The sequence below is a fragment of the Jiangella mangrovi genome (assembly GCF_014204975.1).
In the GTDB taxonomy this organism is placed as follows: Bacteria; Actinomycetota; Actinomycetes; order Jiangellales; family Jiangellaceae; genus Jiangella; species Jiangella mangrovi.
In genome coordinates this window covers 6,396,406-6,414,911 of the sequence record NZ_JACHMM010000001.1, presented here as the reverse complement: position 1 = coordinate 6,414,911, position 18,506 = coordinate 6,396,406, and the positions used below count along the sequence as shown (strand labels likewise).

General features: G+C 72.9%; 20 protein-coding genes. 4 read left to right on the top strand and 16 right to left on the bottom strand.

What is annotated here, in order from left to right; all coding sequences use genetic code 11:
- Window positions 1–735: 735 nt before the first annotated feature.
- Complete coding sequence (locus HD601_RS29585) at window positions 736–945, bottom strand: hypothetical protein (protein WP_184828090.1); 210 nt, start codon at window positions 943–945, stop codon at window positions 736–738.
- A gap of 122 nt (window positions 946–1,067) precedes the next feature.
- On the opposite strand from HD601_RS29585, the gene ku reads away from it, so the two are divergent.
- The gene (gene ku / locus HD601_RS29580) at window positions 1,068–1,946 is read left to right on the top strand and encodes a non-homologous end joining protein Ku (protein ID WP_184828087.1); all 879 of its coding nucleotides are present in this window, start codon (window positions 1,068–1,070) and stop codon (window positions 1,944–1,946) included.
- Between the two features lie 5 nt (window positions 1,947–1,951).
- Here ku and HD601_RS29575 read toward each other — a convergent pair whose 3' ends face one another.
- Both HD601_RS29575 and HD601_RS29570 read right to left on the bottom strand, forming a co-directional pair.
- Window positions 1,952–2,836, bottom strand: a complete 885-nt coding sequence (locus HD601_RS29575; RefSeq protein ID WP_221441420.1) for an NUDIX domain-containing protein — start codon at window positions 2,834–2,836, stop codon at window positions 1,952–1,954.
- A complete protein-coding gene (locus tag HD601_RS29570; RefSeq protein WP_184828085.1) occupies window positions 2,833–3,312 on the bottom strand; it encodes a DUF6328 family protein in 480 nt (159 codons plus the stop codon). Before HD601_RS29570 ends, HD601_RS29575 begins: the two co-directional genes overlap by 4 nt.
- Window positions 3,313–3,409: 97 nt before the next feature.
- Between HD601_RS29570 and HD601_RS29565 the strand changes: the two genes are divergently transcribed.
- Window positions 3,410–3,856: a DUF2510 domain-containing protein gene (locus HD601_RS29565; RefSeq protein ID WP_184828083.1), complete on the top strand. Its 447-nt coding sequence runs from the start codon at window positions 3,410–3,412 to the stop codon at window positions 3,854–3,856.
- A gap of 28 nt (window positions 3,857–3,884) precedes the next feature.
- On the top strand, window positions 3,885–4,967 hold the full coding sequence (locus HD601_RS29560; protein ID WP_184828081.1) for a hypothetical protein: 1,083 nt from the start codon (window positions 3,885–3,887) through the stop codon (window positions 4,965–4,967).
- Between the two features lie 7 nt (window positions 4,968–4,974).
- Here the strand turns inward: HD601_RS29560 and HD601_RS29555 are convergent, their stop codons facing one another.
- The 5 genes from HD601_RS29555 to HD601_RS29535 form a co-directional block, all read right to left on the bottom strand.
- On the bottom strand, window positions 4,975–6,081 hold the full coding sequence (locus HD601_RS29555) for a hypothetical protein (RefSeq protein WP_184828078.1): 1,107 nt from the start codon (window positions 6,079–6,081) through the stop codon (window positions 4,975–4,977).
- The gene (locus HD601_RS29550; protein ID WP_184828076.1) at window positions 6,078–6,572 is read right to left on the bottom strand and encodes a sigma-70 family RNA polymerase sigma factor; all 495 of its coding nucleotides are present in this window, start codon (window positions 6,570–6,572) and stop codon (window positions 6,078–6,080) included. Before HD601_RS29550 ends, HD601_RS29555 begins: the two co-directional genes overlap by 4 nt.
- Before the next feature lie 42 nt (window positions 6,573–6,614).
- On the bottom strand, window positions 6,615–7,820 hold the full coding sequence (locus HD601_RS29545; protein ID WP_184828074.1) for a TolB-like translocation protein: 1,206 nt from the start codon (window positions 7,818–7,820) through the stop codon (window positions 6,615–6,617).
- A complete protein-coding gene (locus HD601_RS29540) occupies window positions 7,817–8,332 on the bottom strand; it encodes a SigE family RNA polymerase sigma factor (RefSeq protein ID WP_184828072.1) in 516 nt (171 codons plus the stop codon). Before HD601_RS29540 ends, HD601_RS29545 begins: the two co-directional genes overlap by 4 nt.
- 81 nt (window positions 8,333–8,413) lie before the next feature.
- Window positions 8,414–9,868 carry an LLM class flavin-dependent oxidoreductase gene (locus tag HD601_RS29535; RefSeq protein ID WP_184828070.1) on the bottom strand — a complete coding sequence of 485 codons (1,455 nt, stop codon included), beginning with the start codon at window positions 9,866–9,868 and terminating at the stop codon, window positions 8,414–8,416.
- Between the two features lie 112 nt (window positions 9,869–9,980).
- On the opposite strand from HD601_RS29535, the gene HD601_RS29530 reads away from it, so the two are divergent.
- Window positions 9,981–10,541, top strand: a complete 561-nt coding sequence (locus HD601_RS29530) for a COG4315 family predicted lipoprotein (protein ID WP_184828068.1) — start codon at window positions 9,981–9,983, stop codon at window positions 10,539–10,541.
- On the opposite strand, the gene HD601_RS29525 is transcribed toward HD601_RS29530, so the two are convergent.
- The 8 genes from HD601_RS29525 to HD601_RS29490 all read right to left on the bottom strand — a co-directional run bounded on the left by HD601_RS29525 (window position 10,538) and on the right by HD601_RS29490 (window position 18,492).
- Window positions 10,538–11,305 carry a DUF429 domain-containing protein gene (locus HD601_RS29525; protein ID WP_221441419.1) on the bottom strand — a complete coding sequence of 256 codons (768 nt, stop codon included), beginning with the start codon at window positions 11,303–11,305 and terminating at the stop codon, window positions 10,538–10,540. The two genes, HD601_RS29530 and HD601_RS29525, sit on opposite strands and share 4 nt — an antisense overlap.
- The gene (locus HD601_RS29520; protein ID WP_184828066.1) at window positions 11,302–12,264 is read right to left on the bottom strand and encodes a hypothetical protein; all 963 of its coding nucleotides are present in this window, start codon (window positions 12,262–12,264) and stop codon (window positions 11,302–11,304) included. Before HD601_RS29520 ends, HD601_RS29525 begins: the two co-directional genes overlap by 4 nt.
- Before the next feature lie 429 nt (window positions 12,265–12,693).
- Window positions 12,694–13,602: a hypothetical protein gene (locus tag HD601_RS29515; protein WP_184828064.1), complete on the bottom strand. Its 909-nt coding sequence runs from the start codon at window positions 13,600–13,602 to the stop codon at window positions 12,694–12,696.
- 175 nt (window positions 13,603–13,777) lie between these two features.
- Entirely contained in the window at window positions 13,778–14,461 is a 684-nt protein-coding gene (locus HD601_RS29510; RefSeq protein ID WP_184828062.1) for a response regulator, read from the bottom strand.
- Window positions 14,458–15,705, bottom strand: coding sequence for a sensor histidine kinase (locus tag HD601_RS29505; protein WP_184828059.1), 1,248 nt, complete (start codon window positions 15,703–15,705; stop codon window positions 14,458–14,460). The genes HD601_RS29510 and HD601_RS29505 overlap by 4 nt, the downstream gene beginning before the upstream one ends.
- Window positions 15,706–15,725: 20 nt before the next feature.
- Entirely contained in the window at window positions 15,726–16,685 is a 960-nt protein-coding gene (locus HD601_RS29500; protein ID WP_184828057.1) for a D-alanine--D-alanine ligase family protein, read from the bottom strand.
- A complete protein-coding gene (gene alr, locus HD601_RS29495) occupies window positions 16,682–17,863 on the bottom strand; it encodes an alanine racemase (RefSeq protein ID WP_184828055.1) in 1,182 nt (393 codons plus the stop codon). The genes HD601_RS29500 and alr overlap by 4 nt, the downstream gene beginning before the upstream one ends.
- Window positions 17,860–18,492 (bottom strand): M15 family metallopeptidase, encoded by a 633-nt coding sequence (locus HD601_RS29490; protein WP_184828053.1) that lies wholly within the window; start codon window positions 18,490–18,492, stop codon window positions 17,860–17,862. The genes alr and HD601_RS29490 overlap by 4 nt, the downstream gene beginning before the upstream one ends.
- Window positions 18,493–18,506 lie beyond the last annotated feature (14 nt).

Below are 18,506 nucleotides of genomic sequence, written 5' to 3'. Positions count from 1 at the left end.
TCGGCAGTTGGTTCCGCTGGGGTGGGGTCGCGCCGGCCGCTGGCGGTGGTGGCGACGCCTCGCGATCCGGCTCACGCCTCGGAATCCGGCGCTTGCGGCCTGGATTCCGCTGCCAACCGCCGGTTTCCGAGGCGTCCGCCGGTTTCCGGGGCGTCGCGCCGCGCTGATTCCATGATCATCAACCTTTTGGGCTGCTCTGGCGACACGAAAGGTTGATGATCATGGTCGAGGGCTGGGGATGATCACGTTCGGCACGAGTTCTCGTGTCGTACTACGCCTGTATGCGTGTTGAGGGTCGGGTGATCCTCGTGATGTGGCACAGCTGGGGCCGGTAAACGGTTGCCAGGGGCGTCACGAGGGGTTCTCCTGCTTCACGAGGTCTGCAGGCCTGGTGGAGCAGGGAATTGGGTGTTGTACGTGGTCATTTCGAGGCCAGCGCGACCGTCAGTGCGGCGGGACCGGTCGCCACCCCAGCGGGACGGTGAGCGGCCGGCGCGACCCGAGATACAGCGGCGGGAAGGGCCGGGGCCATTCTGGGGGCGGGGTCCCTGATGGTGCTTGAGCGGGGGCGCGGGAGTCCGGGTCAAGCGGTCCCCGCTGCGCGAAGCGCCCTCTTGGTCCGCTTGAGGCGGTCTCCCGCGCCCCCGACAATGGAGAGCAGCAGGGGGCCGGCCAACTCGGTAAACTCAGCGCACGGTCACCCGGCGCACCTAGAACCCAACCGACCGTCGTCGATCAGACTGCGACCGGCTGGAAGATCGACTCGATCAGTGGCAGGTCGCCGTTGAACACGGCGGCCGAGCACTCCCGGCAGGCGAACTCCACGCCCAGCCCGCCCGGGACCTTGTCGAACTCCGTCTCCGCGTCGCACTCGCCGCACCAGGCCGTGAGGGACCCGATGAGCAGCTCGGGCGCCGCGACGTTCAGGTTTCTTCTTGCCCTCATGCCTTCGAGGGTGACACGCGGGATCGGCGGGGCCCAGGAGGCGCGCCGAAGGCCGTGACGAGCCACACTAGGCTGAGCAACGGGCACGCATCGGATGAAGGTGCCGGCGGACGGAGTGGAACATGCCTGCTGTACAGACGGTTTGGAAGGGCTCGATCTCGTTCGGCCTCGTGTCGATCCCGGTGCGGTTGGTGTCGGCCACGCAGGAGAAGGATGTCAGCTTCCGGCAGGTCCACGCGGCCGACGGCGGGCGCATCCGCTACAAGCGCGTGTGCGAGGCGGGCGGCCACGAGGTGGCGTACGCCGACATCGCCAAGGGCTACGAGCTGCCCGGCGGCCAGCTGGTCGTGCTCACCGACGAGGACTTCGAGGATCTTCCCATCACGTCGTCACGCGCGGTCGAGGTGCTCGGGTTCGTGCCGTTCTCGCAGATCGACCCCACGTCGCTGAACCGCGCCTACTACGCCGAACCCACGGGCGACACCAAGCCGTACGCCCTGCTGCGCGACTCCCTCGAGCGGTCCGGCCGGGTCGGCGTGGTCAAGGTGGCACTGCGCAACAAGGAGCGGCTGGCGGTGCTGCGCTCGTTCGAGGGCGTGCTGATCGTGCAGACCATGTTGTGGCCCGACGAGATCCGCCGGCCCCAGTTCGACTTCCTCGACGAGGACGTCGAGGTGCGCAAGCAGGAGATGGCCATGGCGGAGTCGTACATCGACACGCTCTCCGGCGACTTCGACCCCGACGAGTTCCACGACGACTACCGCGAGGCGTTGCTGAAGGTGGTCGAGGCCAAGGCCGAGGGTGCCGAAGTCATCCCCGCGCCCGAGGCTGCGCCCGCCGAGGGCAAGGTCGTCGACCTCATGGAGGCGCTGCGCCGCAGCGTCGAGGAGGCCAAGCAGGGCCGGGCCACCAAGGCCGACGACGACGAGGCCGCTCCGGCCAAGAAGACGGCGAAGAAGACCGCCGCCAAGAAGACGGCCGCCAAGCGCAAGTCCGCCTGACGGCGTCAGCTGCGACGGCCGGCCAGCTCGAAGAGGGTCGACGGGCCGATGTGCTCGCCGCCTGCGGCGTCGACGCGGGAACGGAGCTCGCGGTCGGCGGTCACGGCGATGACGTGGTCCTGGGGGCGGTCGGTGACGGCCGAGGCGACGGCGGCCGCGATGGCGTCGTCGCCGCTGCCCGGGGCGTCGATCACGGTGACGCCGTCGAGCGACGGCACCCCGCGCGCCTTGCCCTCGGCGACCAGCACGATCCGCGGCCACCAGTGCGTCGCCGGCAGTCCGAGCGACGCCGCGGGGACGGGTGACAGCAGGCTCAGCTCGTCGCGCAGCCGGGCCGTCGCCCCCGCGCGGTCGCGCCACCAGCCGTCGGGGCGCGAGCCGACCACGTTGGCAGCGTCGACCACCAGCACCAGCTCGGCGGTGGCCGACGCGAGGATCCGCGGCCACATCGCCCCGAACGCCGGCAGCAGCGGCAGGTCGCCCACCGAGTCGAGCGGCACCCAGGTGATGTCGAGGCTCTCGGGGTCGGCCGGCCGCGCGTCGACCGGCCGGGCCGGGTCCGCCAGGTGGGCGACGATGGTCGTGTAGGACCAGGTGCCGTGGTCCTCGACCCAGGCGTGGCTGGGGCGGACCGCGTCGGGCGGCACGGCGGCCTCTTCGGCAGCCTCGCGCAGGGCCGCCTCGAGCGCCGTCTCGGCCGACGAGCGTGCCCCGCCCGGCACGCCCCACGTGCCGCCGTGGTGGCTCCAGAGGGCCCGGTGCTGCAGCAGCGCGCCGCGCTCGTCGTCGACCAGCAGCAGTCCGGCCGCGCCGAAGCGCCCCCAGTGTCGCTGACCGCAGTCGCAGTCCACCCAGCCGTCGCCGTCGTGCCGGTGGTGCACGAGCGTCAAGACCGGCCTCCCGCGCGCACCCGGCCGGGGATGACGTACCAGAACGTGACGAACCAGAGCAGAGCGACCGACGCGACGGTGATCGCCAGCCAGCGGACCAGCACGACGTCGAGCGCCAGCAGCAGCCCGCCGCACACGGCGAGCATCAAGAAGAACAGGCCACCCGCGGTCATCTTCGAAGCCATCGGGATCATTCTGTCGCGAAGCTTCTTCTTGTACACCACCCGGTGGAAGGAGACCGGCGCGATCAGCAGCGCCATCGACAGCGCGGCGAGGACGATCGTCACCGCGAACACGTCGTGGGTGAACTCGTCGGAGTCGTCGCGGAAGGGGGTCGTGAACGCGATGGTCAGCAGGAACGCGAACAGGATCTGCACGCCCGTCTGGGCGATCCGCAGCTCCTGCAGCAGCTCGTTCCAGTGCCGGTCGTAGCGCTCGGCCTGGTCCTCGTCGCGCCTGTAGCGAAGCTCAGCCACCGCTCCTCCTCGTGGACCGATGCGTACCCAATGCCGGGATTGTCACCGCACTGTGGCGTTCATTCTCCGTTCACGCCGGTCTGCGAGCCTGGGGCGAATGACGGAGCGGGACGGCGAACCGCGGCAGCCCGGATGGTACCCGGACGATGCCGGAAATGTCCGGTGGTGGAACGGCCAGTTCTGGTCGCACACCTCGCCGTCGGCCCGGATCCAGGCGCCCGCGGCGGCACCGAACCCGCCGATGCCGCCGTCGTCCCCGGCCTCCGAGCCCAGTGGCGACGGCGTCCTCCTCGGCGTCGCCGGGGTCGTCACGGGCCTGGTCGGCAACGCCGCCGGGCTGTACTCGTTCGTGCGGCCCGTGAGCGAGATCGGGAACGGGAGCGTGTCCCTGCCGGTCGTGCTGGGGATCGTCGCCGTCGGGCTGTCCATCGGGGCGTTGCGACGGCGGCGGCTGCTGCTGGGCGTGCTGGGCATCATGGCGGGGACGGCGTCGTTCATGCTGACGGCGCTGGTGATCCTGGTGCTGTCGACCCTGGCGTACTGAGGACGCGGCGGTCGGTAGAGTCCCGCACGTGGGTGACCAGGACGATGCTGAACACGACATTGGGGCCTACGAGCGGCGGTTCCGGCGCAGCGGGCTGCCGCTGTTCATCGAGGACTACACCGCGAGCGAGGACATCTTCACTCGTGCGGCGCCCTGGCTGGCGCTGGTGTTCCTGGGCGAGATGCTCGGTGCGACGGAGCTCGAGTGGCCGTTCCTGCTCAACGTGGTGGCGGCGCTGGGCGGGCTGGCGATCCTCGTCGCCGCGTTCGGCCTGCTCAACCGTGCGCGCGGCCGGCGCTTCCTCGAGCTGCCGCGCGAGGTCGGCTGGCCCGAGCTGACGGCGTTCGTGCTGGTCCCGGCGCTCCTGCCGCTGATCTTCGGCGGCCAGTGGCGGCAGTTCTTCGGCATCGCAGCCGGCAACACGCTGTTCCTCCTGCTGGTGTACCTGGTGGTCGGCTACGGCCTGATCGCGACGGTGTTCTGGGCGCTCAGCCGCATGGCCGACGAGCTCGCGGCGTCGCTCGGCCGGCTGGTGCGGACGCTGCCGCTACTGCTGATCTTCTCGGTGGTGCTGTTCGTCAACGCCGAGATGTGGCAGATGTTCGGCACCATGCCGCGGGCGTTCGTGTTCGTCGTGACGGGGATGCTGTTCGGGCTGGGTCTGGTGTTCCTGGTCGTGCGGGCGCCGGGCCTGGTGCGTCAGCTCGAGGCGGAGCTGAACGAGGGCGCCCGGCCGCTGACCCGCCGCCAGCGCGTCAATGTCGGGCTCACACTGGTGGTGAGCCAGGTGCTGCAGGTGTCCGTGGTGGCCGCAGGCATCGGGGCGTTCTTCGTGGTGTTCGGCCTGTTCGCGCTGACGCCGGACGTGGGGGTCGAGTGGGCCGGCACCGCGGGCTCCTGGTCGAACGAGTTCAGCCTGCTCGGCCATCCCGTCGAGCTCACCGAGACGCTGCTGCGGGTGGCCGGCGGGATGGCGGCGTTCACCGGGCTCTACTACGCCATCTCCATCCTCACCGACTCCACCTACCGCGACGAGTTCATGGCCGGCGTGACCCACGAGATGCGCGGCGTCTTCGAGGCCCGCACCCGCTACCTGTCGCTGCGCGGCTGACCGCGCTTCACTGCGGCTTCCATGCGTCGAGCAGCCGGGAGTCCCCTCCGGGCACGCGCCCGACGGTCGCGGCGATGGCCAGCAGTTCCTCCGGATCGTCGGCGCCGTACAGGATGGTCGTGGTGGCCGGATCGAGCTGCCAGCTGAGCCGCCAGGTGCCGCCGCCGTCATCGGACAGCAACCCCGGCACGCCTGCGACGTCCACCTCGCGGGTGCCGGCCATCGCCTCGATCCAGAGAGTCCGGTTGTCGTCGTCGACCATCAGCTGCAGCTGCGGCGTCCCGCCGTCGAGCTGGACCGTCGCGCTGTACGCGTACGTGGCGGGCCGGTCGCCCACACCGGCGTGCTGAATGATCTGCTCGGCGTCCTGGGCCACCGACCAGGCCGACAGGTCGATCTCGTCGCCCACGGTCCCCATGGTCTGGACCAGCTCGACGAGCTCGTCGTCGGTGAGCGAGCTGCCGGCGACGTACCAGGTCATGCCGTCGGCGTCGTGCCACCATGCGGTGACCAGCCCGTCCAGGGGTCGGGCCTCCGACTCGATCAGGATCTCCGCCGCCCCCGCGTCGATCGTGCGCACGACGTCGCTGATCTCGCGTTCCTGGCCCACCGCCATGACCAGGACGCGGCGCTCGACGACGCCACCGGCTGACTGCACGACCACGACGCTCAGGTCATCAGGCGGCGGGCACTGCTCGAAGGCGGCCTCCAGCGCGGCTGCCTCGTCGCTGTTGTTGAAGGCGGAGGCCTCGGTGGGCGGCGGCGCGGCGCTCTCGTCCCAGAGCAACCGGATCGACGGCGGCAGCATGTCCGGACGGGCGAGTTGCGCCCAAGTGTCGATCGGCTGGATTGAGGTGAGCCGGTCGTCGTAGGTGACGGGGCAATGGGCCGGGTCGTCCGCGGGGGTGGGGGTGCCGCCGTCGCCGCTGGTGAGGGCGAGCGCCGACGGGATCCCAACCGCCACTGCGGCGGCCGCCGCGACCCCGGCGCCGGTCAGCCGGCGGCGGACGTGCAGTTGGTGCGCGCGGTTCTGCAAGCTGTCGAGTGACGCGTAGGTGCCGACGGGGACCCGGGCGAGCGCGCGGGCCAGCTCGTCGTCGTCGAACGGGGTCATGATGTCTCCTCGTGGGTGAGGGCGGTCGCGAGCTGCTGGCGGGCCCGGCTCAGCGTCGACGCGACCGTGCCCCGGGTGATGCCCAGGGCGGCGGCGATCTCGTGCTCGGTGAGGTCGAGAACGTAGCGCATCGCGATCACCTGGCGACTGCGCTCGGGCAGCGCCGCGACCGCCGACCACAGCGCGTCGTCGCGCGGCTCGGCGGCCGGGGTGTGCCGTTCGGGCTCCGCGGCCAGGCGCTGCAGGTGCCGCCGCTCGAGCCGGCCGCGCCGCCAGCGCGACCGGACCTCGTTGACGGCGACCTTCAGCAGCCAGGTGACGGGGGAGTCCAGGGCCGCGCCGGCGGGCCAGCGCGCCAGTGCGCGGGCGAACGCCTCGGCGGTGGCCTCCTCGGCCAGGTCGCGGTCGCCGACGGCGATGGTCACGGCCCGCAGCACGCGCGGCCGCAGCGCCACGTACCAGTCGGTGAAGTCCTCGTCCGTCGTGCTCACACAGTCAACACGCTCAGCAGCCGCGATGTGTTGCGCCGGCCGTCACCAGTTGCTCGTCCGGTAAGGAATGTCGAAGGTGTCCGGGTCGTCGTCGAGGACCTGCGGCTCGGTCGCCAGCTCGCACTCGCCGTCGACCGTGCACCGGACGAGCGCGGCCGTGGCGCCGTCCTGATACGCGCCGAAGACCAAGCCGGTCTCGTTTTCCCACACCGGCAGCGACTCCGGCGCCTCGGTGTCGAGCCGGACGACCTCCTCGCCGCTGTACGCGTCGCGGATCACCAACTGGTCGCGCCCGGTCCCGGTGCCGAGGGTCGTCCCTGGCCGGGTGATCGTGGCGACATACCGGCCGCCAGGGGAGTAGACCGGCCAGCCCGGGTCGGCCTCCGGGACCAGCGTCGTGCCGGCCTCGAGGTCGAGGGTCATCGGAGGAGAGGCGGCCAGGCGGACGAGGCCGGTGCCCTGTGACACGGCGTCGACACCGGTGTCCGCCCGTAGCAGCGTGACCTCGCCGTCGAATTCCCAGACGTAGGCGCCCCAGGCCGTGTTCGCCGCCGCTTCGAAGACCACCCGGTCCTCGCGAACGAAACCCTTCGGGCTGGCGCTGGGACTGGGCGCCTCGTCGAGGCGGTGCGCTACCTCGCCGGTCGTGAGGTCCACGACGACGATGGAGCTGGTGACACCCTGCTCGCGGGCCTCTTCGTCGAGGACCCAGTCGTCGTTCCGCACTCCCCAGGCGGCGATGTCGCCCGCCGCGGACACCACCGGCGGTGTCAGATCGCCCGAGCCCAGCTCCACCCGCTCGCCGTCGTCGGGAACCAGCCAGATCGTTGCCGTGTGGTCCGCCGAGTCCGGGCCGGGGACGCTCTCCCAGACGAGGTATCCGTCGGGTAGCCGGATGATGACCGGATAGTCGGTCTCCAGGTCGAACGGGGTCGACTCTGTGCCATGGTGCAGGGCGCCGTCGGCGTACCAGGCGATCTCCGGCGGCGGGCCGGCGTCGAGGTGCGCGAGGTCGACGACGGTGCCGTCGGTCCCGCCGGCCGGTGGGGCGTCGGTGCGTATCTCGGTGGGGTCGACGACGGCGATGGCTGCGGCGGCGAGCCCGAATGCCGCCACCCCGCCTGCGACGGCGATCCGGGTGGTCCGCCGCTGCCGCTTGGCCCGCCGGATCGCACCGTCGGCGAGGCCCGGCGGCACCGAGCGGACGCCGTCGTCGACCGCGGTCCTGAGCAGTTCTTCGAGGTTCATGCGTGCCCTCCGTCCACGGGAAGCGTGGCATTCAGTTCCGGTGCCAGGACGCGGAGCCGGGCGATGGCCCGGGACGCCTGGCTGCGAACCGTGCCGAGGGAGCAGCCGAGCACCGCGGCGATCTCGCGTTCGGACAGGTCCTCGTAGTAGCGCAGCACCAGCACCGCCCGTTGTCGTGGCGCCAGTTGCTGCAGCAGCTCCCACACGTCGAGGCGGGCGTCGACGCTGGCGACACGGTCGGGGAGCGGCGCATCGGGGACGGCGTCGACGGGGTCCTCACGCAGGATCCCGCGGCGGCGCCACTTGCTGACCTGGTCGTTGTAGAGGATGCGCCGGACGTAGCCCTCGGGATCCTCGACTTTCTGCCATCGCCGGTACAGCTTGGCGAGGGCGCCCTGCACGAGGTCCTCGGCGGCGTGCCGGTCGCCGCACAGGGCGTACGCCGTGCGCAGCAGCGCGAGCGACCGCCCCTCGACGAAGCTCCGGAACTGCTCCTCGGTCTGCGCGTCCACGCCTGGCCTCCTCCGCCGCACACGGTCTCACAGCCGAGGACGCATCACCCCGCGGAAACGATGCATGCGACGGCGACGGCGTCAGCGGGCGGTGATCGGGGCGAGCGCGAGGACGTCGTCGGGCGAGGCGAGGTCCTGGACGGCGACGAAGATCGTCCGGACGCCGCGGGCGAACAGCTCCTGGTACCGCTCGGCCGTCGCCTGCACCGTCGCCGCGTGGTGCTTGGCGGCATAGGCGGCGGCGGGGGCGTTGCCGCGGGCCCGCTCGACCCGCCGCCACACGTCGTCGCGGTCGCGGCCGACGATCGGCAGGTCGAGGACGGTGACGGCGACATCGCGCCCGGTGCGGTCGCGGTGCTTCTCGAACACCGCCAGCTTCTCCTCGAAGCCGTCGTCGGTGCGCACGTTGCAGGCGTCGCCCAGTTCGGCGGCGATGCGCAGCGACCGGTCGCCGCCGCCACCCACGATGATCTGCGGCGACCCGGTGGGCCGCGGGTAGGAGGTGGTCTCGGGCAGGCTGACGTGCGCGCCGGCGTAGGCCTTGGTGCCGCTGGCCCAGAGCGCCCGCATGGTCTCGACGGCGCGCTCCAGCTCGTCGAGGCGCTCCTTCGGCGACGGGAACGGCAGGTCGTGCACCTCGTGCTCGCGGCCGAACCAGCCTGCGCCGATGCCGACGAACGCCCGCCCGCCGGACAGCACGTCGAGCGTGGCGATCGACTTCGCGATGACGCCGCCGCGGCGGAACGTCACCGGCGTGCACAGCGGGCCGAGCCGCAGCCCGGTGCCGAGGCCGGCGATCATGCCGAGCGTCGTGAACGGCTCCGGGACCGGGTCCCACGCGCGGCCGACCTGCGGAATCTGGATCAGGTGGTCCATCAGCGCCAGGCCCGCGAACCCGGCGGCGTCCGCGGCCAGCGCGACCTCCCTGAGCCAGGTCGCGGGGTCGTCGCCCCAGGGGAAACGCGAGACCTGCAGGATCACCTGCCGGTCGGGGTCGCGGGCGGGTTCGGCTGCTGTTGCGGGGGAGACGACCGGAGCGGCGGCCGAGCGGACGCCGTCGTCGCTGCGCACCGTGACGACGAGGTCCCAGCCCTCGCCGTCGAGCTCGGCGCCCACCTGTCCGGCCTTGCGCAGCTGACCCGCGAGCGCCGGCGCCGGCACCGGCCGGTCGCGGGCGGTGTTGCGGGCCCGGCACACGTCGGCGGATGTGTCGACGAGGACGGCGACGGCGGGCAGCCCGGCAGCTCGGGCCTGCGCGAGGTACGACCGCCGGCGGGCGCCGTCGAGCCCCAGGGTGTCGACGACGACGGTGAGCCCGCGGCCCGCCCGTGCGGCGACGATGCGGTCGAGCAGGTCGAACGCGTCGTCGGTGGCGTCGAGGTCGTGCCGGCCGCTGCCGACCACGCCGCGCAGGTCGTCGGACGAGACGATCTCCTGCGCGCGGTAGCGGGCCTGCGCCCACGTCGACTTGCCCGAGCCGGAGGCGCCGACCAGCACCACCAGCGCCGGATCGGGGATCGGCGGCTCCGTCGTCACGCGCCCAGGCTAGCCGCCCGACGTCACGGTGGGATCACGGCGCCATCCTCGCGCGGCCACGGCCCGTAGTACACCGTGTGGCCGCGAACGCCGCGGCGGGAGGGGGATCCTCATGAGGATCAGCACAGCGGTCGCGCTCGGCGCCGGACTCGTGCTCGCGCTGGCGGGCTGCTCGGACGACGACGGCGACGGCGGCAGCGGCGACACCGCGGCTCCGTCGGCCGAGGCGCCCGCGGGCGGCACGACGCCGTCGGAGGGCGTGACACCGCCGTCGGAGGAGCCCACCTCGGAGGCACCGGCGGCGGCCGCCGAGCTGGCCGTCGCGACCGGCGACCTCGGCGAGGTCGTCGTCGACGGCCAGGGCATGACGGTGTACATGTACACCAACGACACCCAGGGCTCCGGGTCCAGCTCCTGCGCCGACCAGTGCGCGGCCGCCTGGCCCGCCGTCCACGCCGCGTCGGCGACCCCGACGGTCGAGGGCGTCACGGGTGAGGTCGGCACCATCACCGGTGTCGACGGCGAGCTGCAGGTGACGCTCAACGGCTGGCCCCTCTACACCTACGCGCAGGACCAGGCCGCCGGCGACGTGACCGGCCAGGGCGTGGGGAGCGTCTGGTACGTCATCTCGCCCGCGGGCGAGCCCGTCATGTCGGGCGGCTCGACCTACTAGACCGGCGGCTCCGCGGCCGCGAGCGCGTCGATGCCCGCGGTGGGCACCGCGATCCAGCCTTCGACGGCCGCCGCGGCGGCCTGGTCACTCGCAGGGGTGGTGACCAGGCCGATCGCCGCCGCCCGGGCACTGAGCGCCGCGACGACGGCGTCGAGCGCGTGGTCGGACGCGCGGCATTGCTCGTCATGGGCGCCGAGGTCGAGCCAGGGTGCCGCGGCACGCAGCTCCGTGACGATCTGGTCCCGCTCCGCGCGGTGGGCGGCTCCCTTGTAGCCGCGCTGCCGCAGGCCCCAGACCTTCAGCGAGGCCGCCGGATACACCTCGACGACCCGCCCGGTCCCGGCCCGGTGCACGTCGACGCCGCGCCGGCTGAGCTGGGCGAGCAGCCAGGCGCACCGGAACGCGGCGTGCCCGATGCGGTCGGCGGCGACGCTGAGCGGGATCAGGCCGGTCCTCTCGCGGACGGCGGTGTCGGTGGTGCGGTTGGCCAGCTCGCGCCGCCAGTCGCGCCCCTCCAACGTCGGATGGCCGGACACGTGACCGTCGCGATGCCCGGACACGAAGTCGACGAACGGCAGCGGCCAGCCGAACGGGCAGTCGATGCCGGCCTTGTCGGCCTTCGTGATGGCTTCGAGGACGACCTCGTCGTCCGCCCGCTCGGCCAGCCCGGTGACGACGGCGGCACCGTCGGCCCACTCCAGCGTGGCGACGGCCGTCCCGGCCGGTTCCGCGCTCAGATCGACGCCGACGGTCCGCACGCTCATCCCTGCGTCGGTCCGGCGAGGCAGCTCCCGTCGGCGATGTCTGCGGGGAGGCTGGTGTCGAACGGCTCGAGGTCCGTGATGAGGGCCCAGTAGGAACGCATCACCGTGCCCTCAGGGAACGGCTGGCCCGAGAGCTCGCCCATGACCTCACTGAAGTCGATGCTGACCTCGAGCGCTCCGCCGTCGGGCGGCAGCAGGACCTCGGCGACCGTCTCCATGCTCGTGAGGGTGTCGACGACCGAGGGGTTGGTGCGCTGCTCGGCCGCGATGGTGAGTCCGGCCGCGGCCGGCAGGGCAACCTCGTACGTCGAGCCTTCGGCAGTGGTCTCGACGTGCACCGGCTCGCCGACGGCCTGGTCCAGGACGTCGAGCGGCTCGATGATCAGCGCGAGAAGATCGTCGGTCAGGCCCGGGACGGACGGCAGGTTGTCGCTGCTGGTCAGGTCGACCCACGACGCGCCACAGCTCTCCTCGATGCCCGGCACAGACATGTAGTAGGCGGTCCCGGTCTGAATGACGCCGAAGGTCAGGCCATCCGGGGCGAGCGCAGCCTGTTCCGACGGCATGCCGTCGGCGGGGATCTCGATCGTCCGCTCGAGATAGCCGGCCTCGAGGTCGTACCGGGTGGTCTCCTGCAACATCGTCGTCTGCGCGCCGCTCTCGTTGACGCCGTGGACCTTGGTGTACCGGCCGCGCGGCGCGGCGAGGTAGTCCTGGAGCGTCTCCCACGGGACGTCCTCGAACTCGGCGGGCTCAGGGGTCTCGGACTCGGTGGCCGGCACCGTCACCGTCGCCGTCCGCTCGACCTGGCTCAGCGCCGCGAAGACCTGCGGATGTTCCGGAAACTGCGGCAGCCCGAACCAGCCGGGAACCGGGACCTCGTAGGTCGTGACTCCGGTAGCGGTGCGCACGTGCCGGGGCTCGTCCGGTCCGACCGTCGCGGCCAGCACGGCCGGCACGGACGACAGGGTGTCGGCCCGCTCGGCGGCGCTGCGCTCGAGGTGGACGTCCGTCAGGTCGAGCCAGGGTGTCCCGCACCGTCGCCCACCGATCGGATCGCATGAAGCTCGTGGAGTCGGTGTAGACGATCGAGATCGGCTCGGCGGCGCCGTGGATCGTGAGCTCGAGGAACGAGGCGTCCAGGTCGAACCGCGTCGTCTCGTTGGTGATGATCTCGGTGCCGTCCGCGGCGATCCCCGACTCGCGGACGGCGTACTCGCCCTGCCGCGCTGAGAGGATCTGCTCGATCGCCTCCCACGGCACGACCTCCTCGGCGGGCGTCCCGGTGGTGGCGACGGCCGCCGGGTCGGCGCCCTTCGTGCCTGCGCAGCCCGCGGCCACGATCAGGGCGAGGACGAGGAGGCCGGCCCGGAGCCGGCGGCGCGCCGTCATGTCGCCGTCCCGGGGTCCATGCAGGTGTGGTCGGCGACGTCGGTGGGGAGCGTGGTGTCGAACTCTGGGATTTCCGGCGTGAGGGTCCACGAGGTGTGGGCGGTGTCTCCCGCCGGGAGGCCCCTCCCGCCGCCGATGGCGCCGTAGACGTCGGTGACGTCGACGCTCATGCGCAGCGAGCCGTCGTCGGGTGGCAGCAGCACTTCGACCACGGCCTCCATGTCGAGGATCGCCTCGTAGTCCTCCGGGTTCCTGGCCATGTCGCTGGTGATCGAGAGGGTCATGTCGGCGGGCACCGTGACCTCGTAGGTGGAGCCCTCCGGGGTGGTCTCGATGTGCCGGGGCTCGTCGACCGCCCAGTCGAGGATGTCGAGCGGCTTGACGGCGAGGAACTCCTCGAGGTCGGTGTCGAACCCGAGGATGGCGCCGTAGTCGACGTCCGTCATGTCCACCCAGGGCGTGCCGCAGGCGTCGGCCGCGCCGGGGTTCCACATGAGGATGGACGTGTCCGTGTAGACGAACTTGAGGTCGCCGAGAGGGTCGGCCCCGGCGGTGGGGATCCGAACCGTCCGCTCGAGGTACGGCGCGTCGAGGTCGTAGCGGACGGTCTCCTGGAGGATCGTCTCGTACAGAATGCCGTCGGTGCTGGCCTGGACCACCTCGGTGTAGCGGCCGCGGGCGGCCTCGTAGAACGCGTCGATGGTCTCCCAGGGGACGGCATCGTCGGGCGCGGGCGCCGGGGTCGACTCGGCCACGGGCGACGGCTCGGCGGGCGCCGGTTCGACGCTGGGAGATGCGGAGGGAACGACGTCAGCGGCCCCGGGCGACCCGATGCCGGCGGCGCACCCGGCTGCGGCGAGCACCGCGAGACCGAGCCCGGCACGGACCGTCACGCGAAGTGTCACGTGTGTTCGACGATGCGCTCTCACGAGCGGACTATAGCGGCAATCCAGCCCGCCCGCGCGCGAGCGTCACCTTGGCACGGCCGGCCATGCTCTTGGCTCTGCTGGCCGTCACTCCCGTGGGCGAAATGTCCGATCCTGTGCGACGGTGAGCCGTGCCAAGGCCTGGGCACGAGCGTCAGCCCTGGTCGAGGAGGCCGTGCTCGTGGGCGAAGACGACGATCTGGACCCGGTCGCGCAGGGCGAGCTTGCGCAGGATCGCGCCCACGTGTGTCTTCACCGTCGACTCGCTGGCGAAGACGAGGCCGGCGATCTCGGTGTTGGACAGTCCGCGTGCGACGGCGGTGAAGACCTCGCGCTCCTTGTCGGTCAGCGACAGGTACGCCGTCGGCACCGCGGAGCGGGACCGGAACTGGCCGTCGAGCAGGGTCGCGAGGTCCTGGGGCGCCAGCACCGCGTTTCCCGCGTACACCGTGCGGATCGCGTCGCGCAGCTGCAGTGGCGTGGTGTCCTTGAGCAGGAAGCCGCTGGCGCCGTAGCGGATCGCCGTCGCCGCGCGGTCGTCGAGGTTGAAGGTCGTCAGGACGACCACCCGCACGGGCGAGGCGCGCCGGGCCACGCGGTCGGGCAGGAAGATCTGCCGGGTCGCCTCGACGCCGTCCATGTCGGGCATCCGGATGTCCATGAGGACGACGTCGGGGGAGAGCCGGTCGACCAGGCGGACCGCCTCGAGCCCGTCGCCCGCCGAGCCGACCACCGTCATGCCGTCCTGGGCGTCGACGATGACCCGGACGCCCTCACGGAAGAGCTCCTGGTCGTCGACCAGGAGCACCCGGATGTCGTCCGCCGAGCCAGCCGTCATGCGCCGCCCGCCCGCACCGGCACCCACGCCGTCGCCGTGAAGGTCGTCCCGTCCGCTTCGTCGCGGCGGCGGACGTCCAGGCGGCCGCCGACCGACTCGAGGCGGCGGCGCATCCCGTCCAGCCCGGCCCCGCCGGAGCCGCCGGTCCCGCCGGAGCCGCCGGTCGACGGCGCGAACGGCGACACGTGGACGACGTTGCGGACCTCGATGCGCAACTCGCCCTCCCAGTGGCGCTCGACGTGGACGGGGGAGTCGCGCCGACCGTGCTTGATCGCGTTGGTCAGCATCTCCTGCAGCACCCGGAACGCGACGACCTCGAGTTCCGGCGGCATCGGCCGGGGCACGCCGATCTCCGCCGACACCACCTCGTGGCCGCTGGCCCGGACGCCGTCGATCAGGGTGTCGAGGCCGGCCGGCTGCGCGGGCGGCTGCTTGGTGTCGGCCAGCACCTGCCGCACGTCGCGCAGCGAGGTCCGTGCGGACGTCGCGATCTTCGCCATCGTGTCCTTCATGGCCTGCGGGTCGGTGTCGTCGAGGTACTGGGCGGACTCGGCCTGCGCCAGGATCACCGCCAGCGAGTGCCCGACCACATCATGCACGTCGTTGGCGAGGCGGGCCTGCTCTTCGCGCAACCGGGCGATCTCGCGGGCCTGCTCGGTCTCGCGGACGGCGCGCGCGGCGTCCTCCTCGGCGGCCTCCTGCGACGCCTGGGAGGAGCGGGCGCGGTCGCCGTAGCGCAGCGCGAGCCCGATCAGCCACGGTGCCCCGAGCGTCGCCATCCCCATGACGGCGGCGGCGAGCTGCCACGTCACGCTCAGCTCGCGGACGGCGTCGAGGAGGCTCCGGTTGCCGGCGAGCTGGGCCAGCCCGCCGAGGCCGCGCGAGTTGACGATGACGGTGACGATCATCGCGGCGACCGGGATGGACAGCGCGCTCAGCCACACCGTCGCGGCGCTGCCCCAGCGGGCCGTCCCGAACGCCACCGCCGCGACGAACAGCTGCACCAGCATGAGGTCGATGCCGGCCAGCAGCTGCAGCCCGCACACCGCCCACGCCAGGCCCAGCGCGGCGGCCGGCAGCCGGCGGCTCAGCCCGACGGCGGCGGCGGTCCCGACGGCGACGAACGCCAGCTGGACCTGGTGCCCCGGCAGCACCCACGCCGTCGCCGCCTCGTACAGCCCGAGGAACGCGACGACCACCGCCGCGGAGATGTCGGGGACCCAGCCCCGCCAGTCGGTGGTCATGGGCAATGGAACCACGTGCGTCATCCGAGGACGTCGCGGACGAGCAGGTCCAGCAGCTCGGCGTAGGAGACCCCCGCCGCGGCGAACATCTTCGGCACCTGCGACTGCTCGGTGAAGCCCGGCATGGTGTTGACCTCGTTGAGCACCGGGCCGTCCGCCGTCAGGAAGAAGTCGATCCGCGCGAAGCCGGCGCACCCGAGCCCGTCGAACATCGCGACCGCGGCGTCCTCGAGGGCCTTGCGCTCGGTGTCGGCGAGCTCGGCCGGGATGCGGAAGTCCGCCCCGCCGCCGTACTTCTGCTCGTAGTCGAACACCCCGCCGGCGACGACGATCTCCAGCGCGGGCGCGACGGTGCGCGACCCGTCCGGGCGGGCGAGGACGGCGAGGTCGATCTCGCGGCCGACGACGAGGTCCTCGACGAGCACGCGGTCGTCCAGCGCGAACGCGGCATCCAGCGCGGCGGGCAGGCCGGCGGCGTCGCGGACCAGAGTGACGCCCTGGCTGGATCCCGCGGCGACCGGCTTGACGACGACGGGACGGGTCCAGCGGCAGCCGGGCGCCGTCGACGGCGTCAGCAGCACGCCGGGCGCGATGGCGATCCCGAGGTCGGCCGCGATCAGCTTCGTCGCCCACTTGTCCATCGCCAGCGCGCCGGCCAGCACGCCGGACCCGACGTACGGCACGCCGGCCAGGTCGCACAGGGCGGCGAGCGTGCCGTCCTCTCCGCGCGGCCCGTGCACGACGGGGACGGCGACGTCGCAGGTCCGGAGCACGTGGATGGCGTCGGCGAGGTCGACGGGACAGCCACCGTCGCCGGGTGGGGAGCCGTCGTGCCGCCAGCCGCCGTCCCGGTCGATGGTGAGGCGCACGACGGTGTATCCGGCGGTCTCGAGGGCGTCGGCGACGGCGGCCGCGGAGGCCAGCGACACCTCGTGCTCGCAGTTCTGCCCGCCGCCGATCACGGCCACGCGCGCACTCATCGGACGCTCCTCAGCGTCGCGCGGGCCGGAGCCGTCCGTCGGGCGACCCGGCGGCCGATGCCGGTGACGATCTCGTGCTCGATCGTGCCCGCCCACGCGGCCCAGTCGGCCGCCGTCGGCTCCCCGTCGTCGCCGGGGCCGAACACCGTCGCGACCTCGCCGGGCGGCACCGCGTCGTCGCCGAGGTCGACGACGGCCTGGTCCATGGAGATCAGCCCGACGACGCGCCGTCGGCGGCCACGGACCAGGACCTCGGCCCGGCCGTCCGGCCCGGACGCCGACCGCGGCAGCCCGTCGGCGTACCCGAGCGGCAACAGCCCGAGGTGGGTCGCCGCGGGCGCCGTCCAGGTGTGCCCGTAGCCGACCGGCGTCCCGGCGCGAACCCGCCGGACGGACACGACCGGGGCCGTCAGCGTCTGCGCCGGGCGCAGCCGGACCGTGCCCGACGGGTCGATGCCGAACAGGCCGGCGCCGACGCGGACCAGGGTGTGGTGGGTGCGCGGGTCGGTGAGGGTCGCGGCCGTCGCGGCGAGGTGCCGGTGCACGGGCCGCAGCCCGGTGGCGCGGGCGACCTCGACACCCCAGGCGAACCGGGTCCGGCCGGAGGCGTTGGACGGGTCCGCAGGGACGTCGGCGCAGGCCAGGTGGCCCATGACGCCGTCGACCCGCAAGAGCCCGCGCTGCTCGGCGAGGCGGGCGGCCCGGCAGAGCTGGGACCACTCTGCCGGGGGAGCGCCGTCGCGGGCCAGCCCGGTGTCGAGGTGCAGGTGCACGCGCGCGGTCCCGGCGTTCGCCGCCGCGGCGACGGCGTCGAGGTGTTCCCGGCTGGGGACGGCGAGGTCGATCCCCACTGCGACGGCGGCCGCGAAGTCCGCGTCGACGGGGTTCAGCCAGCTCAGGATCGGCGCGTCGATGCCGGCGGCGCGCAGGGCGAGCGCCTCGTCGACGCTGGTGACGCCGAGCCGGGTCGCGCCCGCGGCGAGCGCCGTCCGGGCGACCGCGGCGGCGCCGTGGCCGAACCCGTCGGCCTTGACGACCGCCATCAGGGCCGAGGCGGGCGCGTGGGCGGCGAGCGTGCGGGTGTTGGCGGCGACGGCGGCGAGGTCGACGGTGAGCGTCGGCCGGCTGATCACGGCGGGGGCGGCGGTCTCCACGGCGACGGCGGCAGCGGCGGTCATGCCGCCACCAGGTGGGCGCCGATCGGGCCGTAGAGCGCGGCCGGCGCGCCGATCACCAGCGCCCAGTAGCGGTCGCCGTAGCTCCAGTGCCACCACTCGGTCGGGTAGTTGACCAGCCCGACCGAGCCGAGCACGTCGGCCAGCAGCGCGCGGTACACCCGGGCCTCCGGGCCGATGTTCCGCGCGGCGAAGTAGCAGGCGCCGTCGCTCCGCTCCGGCGTCGCGTCGATCGGCGTCCCGAGGTCCAGCTCCCGCCCGTCGCCGTCGACCAGCGTCAGATCGACGGCCGCGCCCGCCACGTGCGGCGCGACCGCGACGGGGGAGACGAACCGGCTGGTCAGCCGCTCGAGCTCGGGGAGATCGTGGACCAGTCCGGGGTGGGCGGCGGACAGCTCGGCGGCGTAGCGGGCGATGATGGCCCGTTGGTCGGCGATGCTGCGGTGCCCCTCGACCACCCGCAGGCTCACGCCGTCGGGCATCCGGTCGCGGGCCAGCAGGAGCCGCTGGGCGAGCGAGACCCGCACCCGCGCGCGGGCCGGGCCGAACGCCGCGGTGAGCTCGACGAGCGGCTCACCCTCGTCGTCGACGGGTATGGCTGCGACCCGCGGGTCGGACAGGAGAATCGTCATGTCCAGCACGCTAG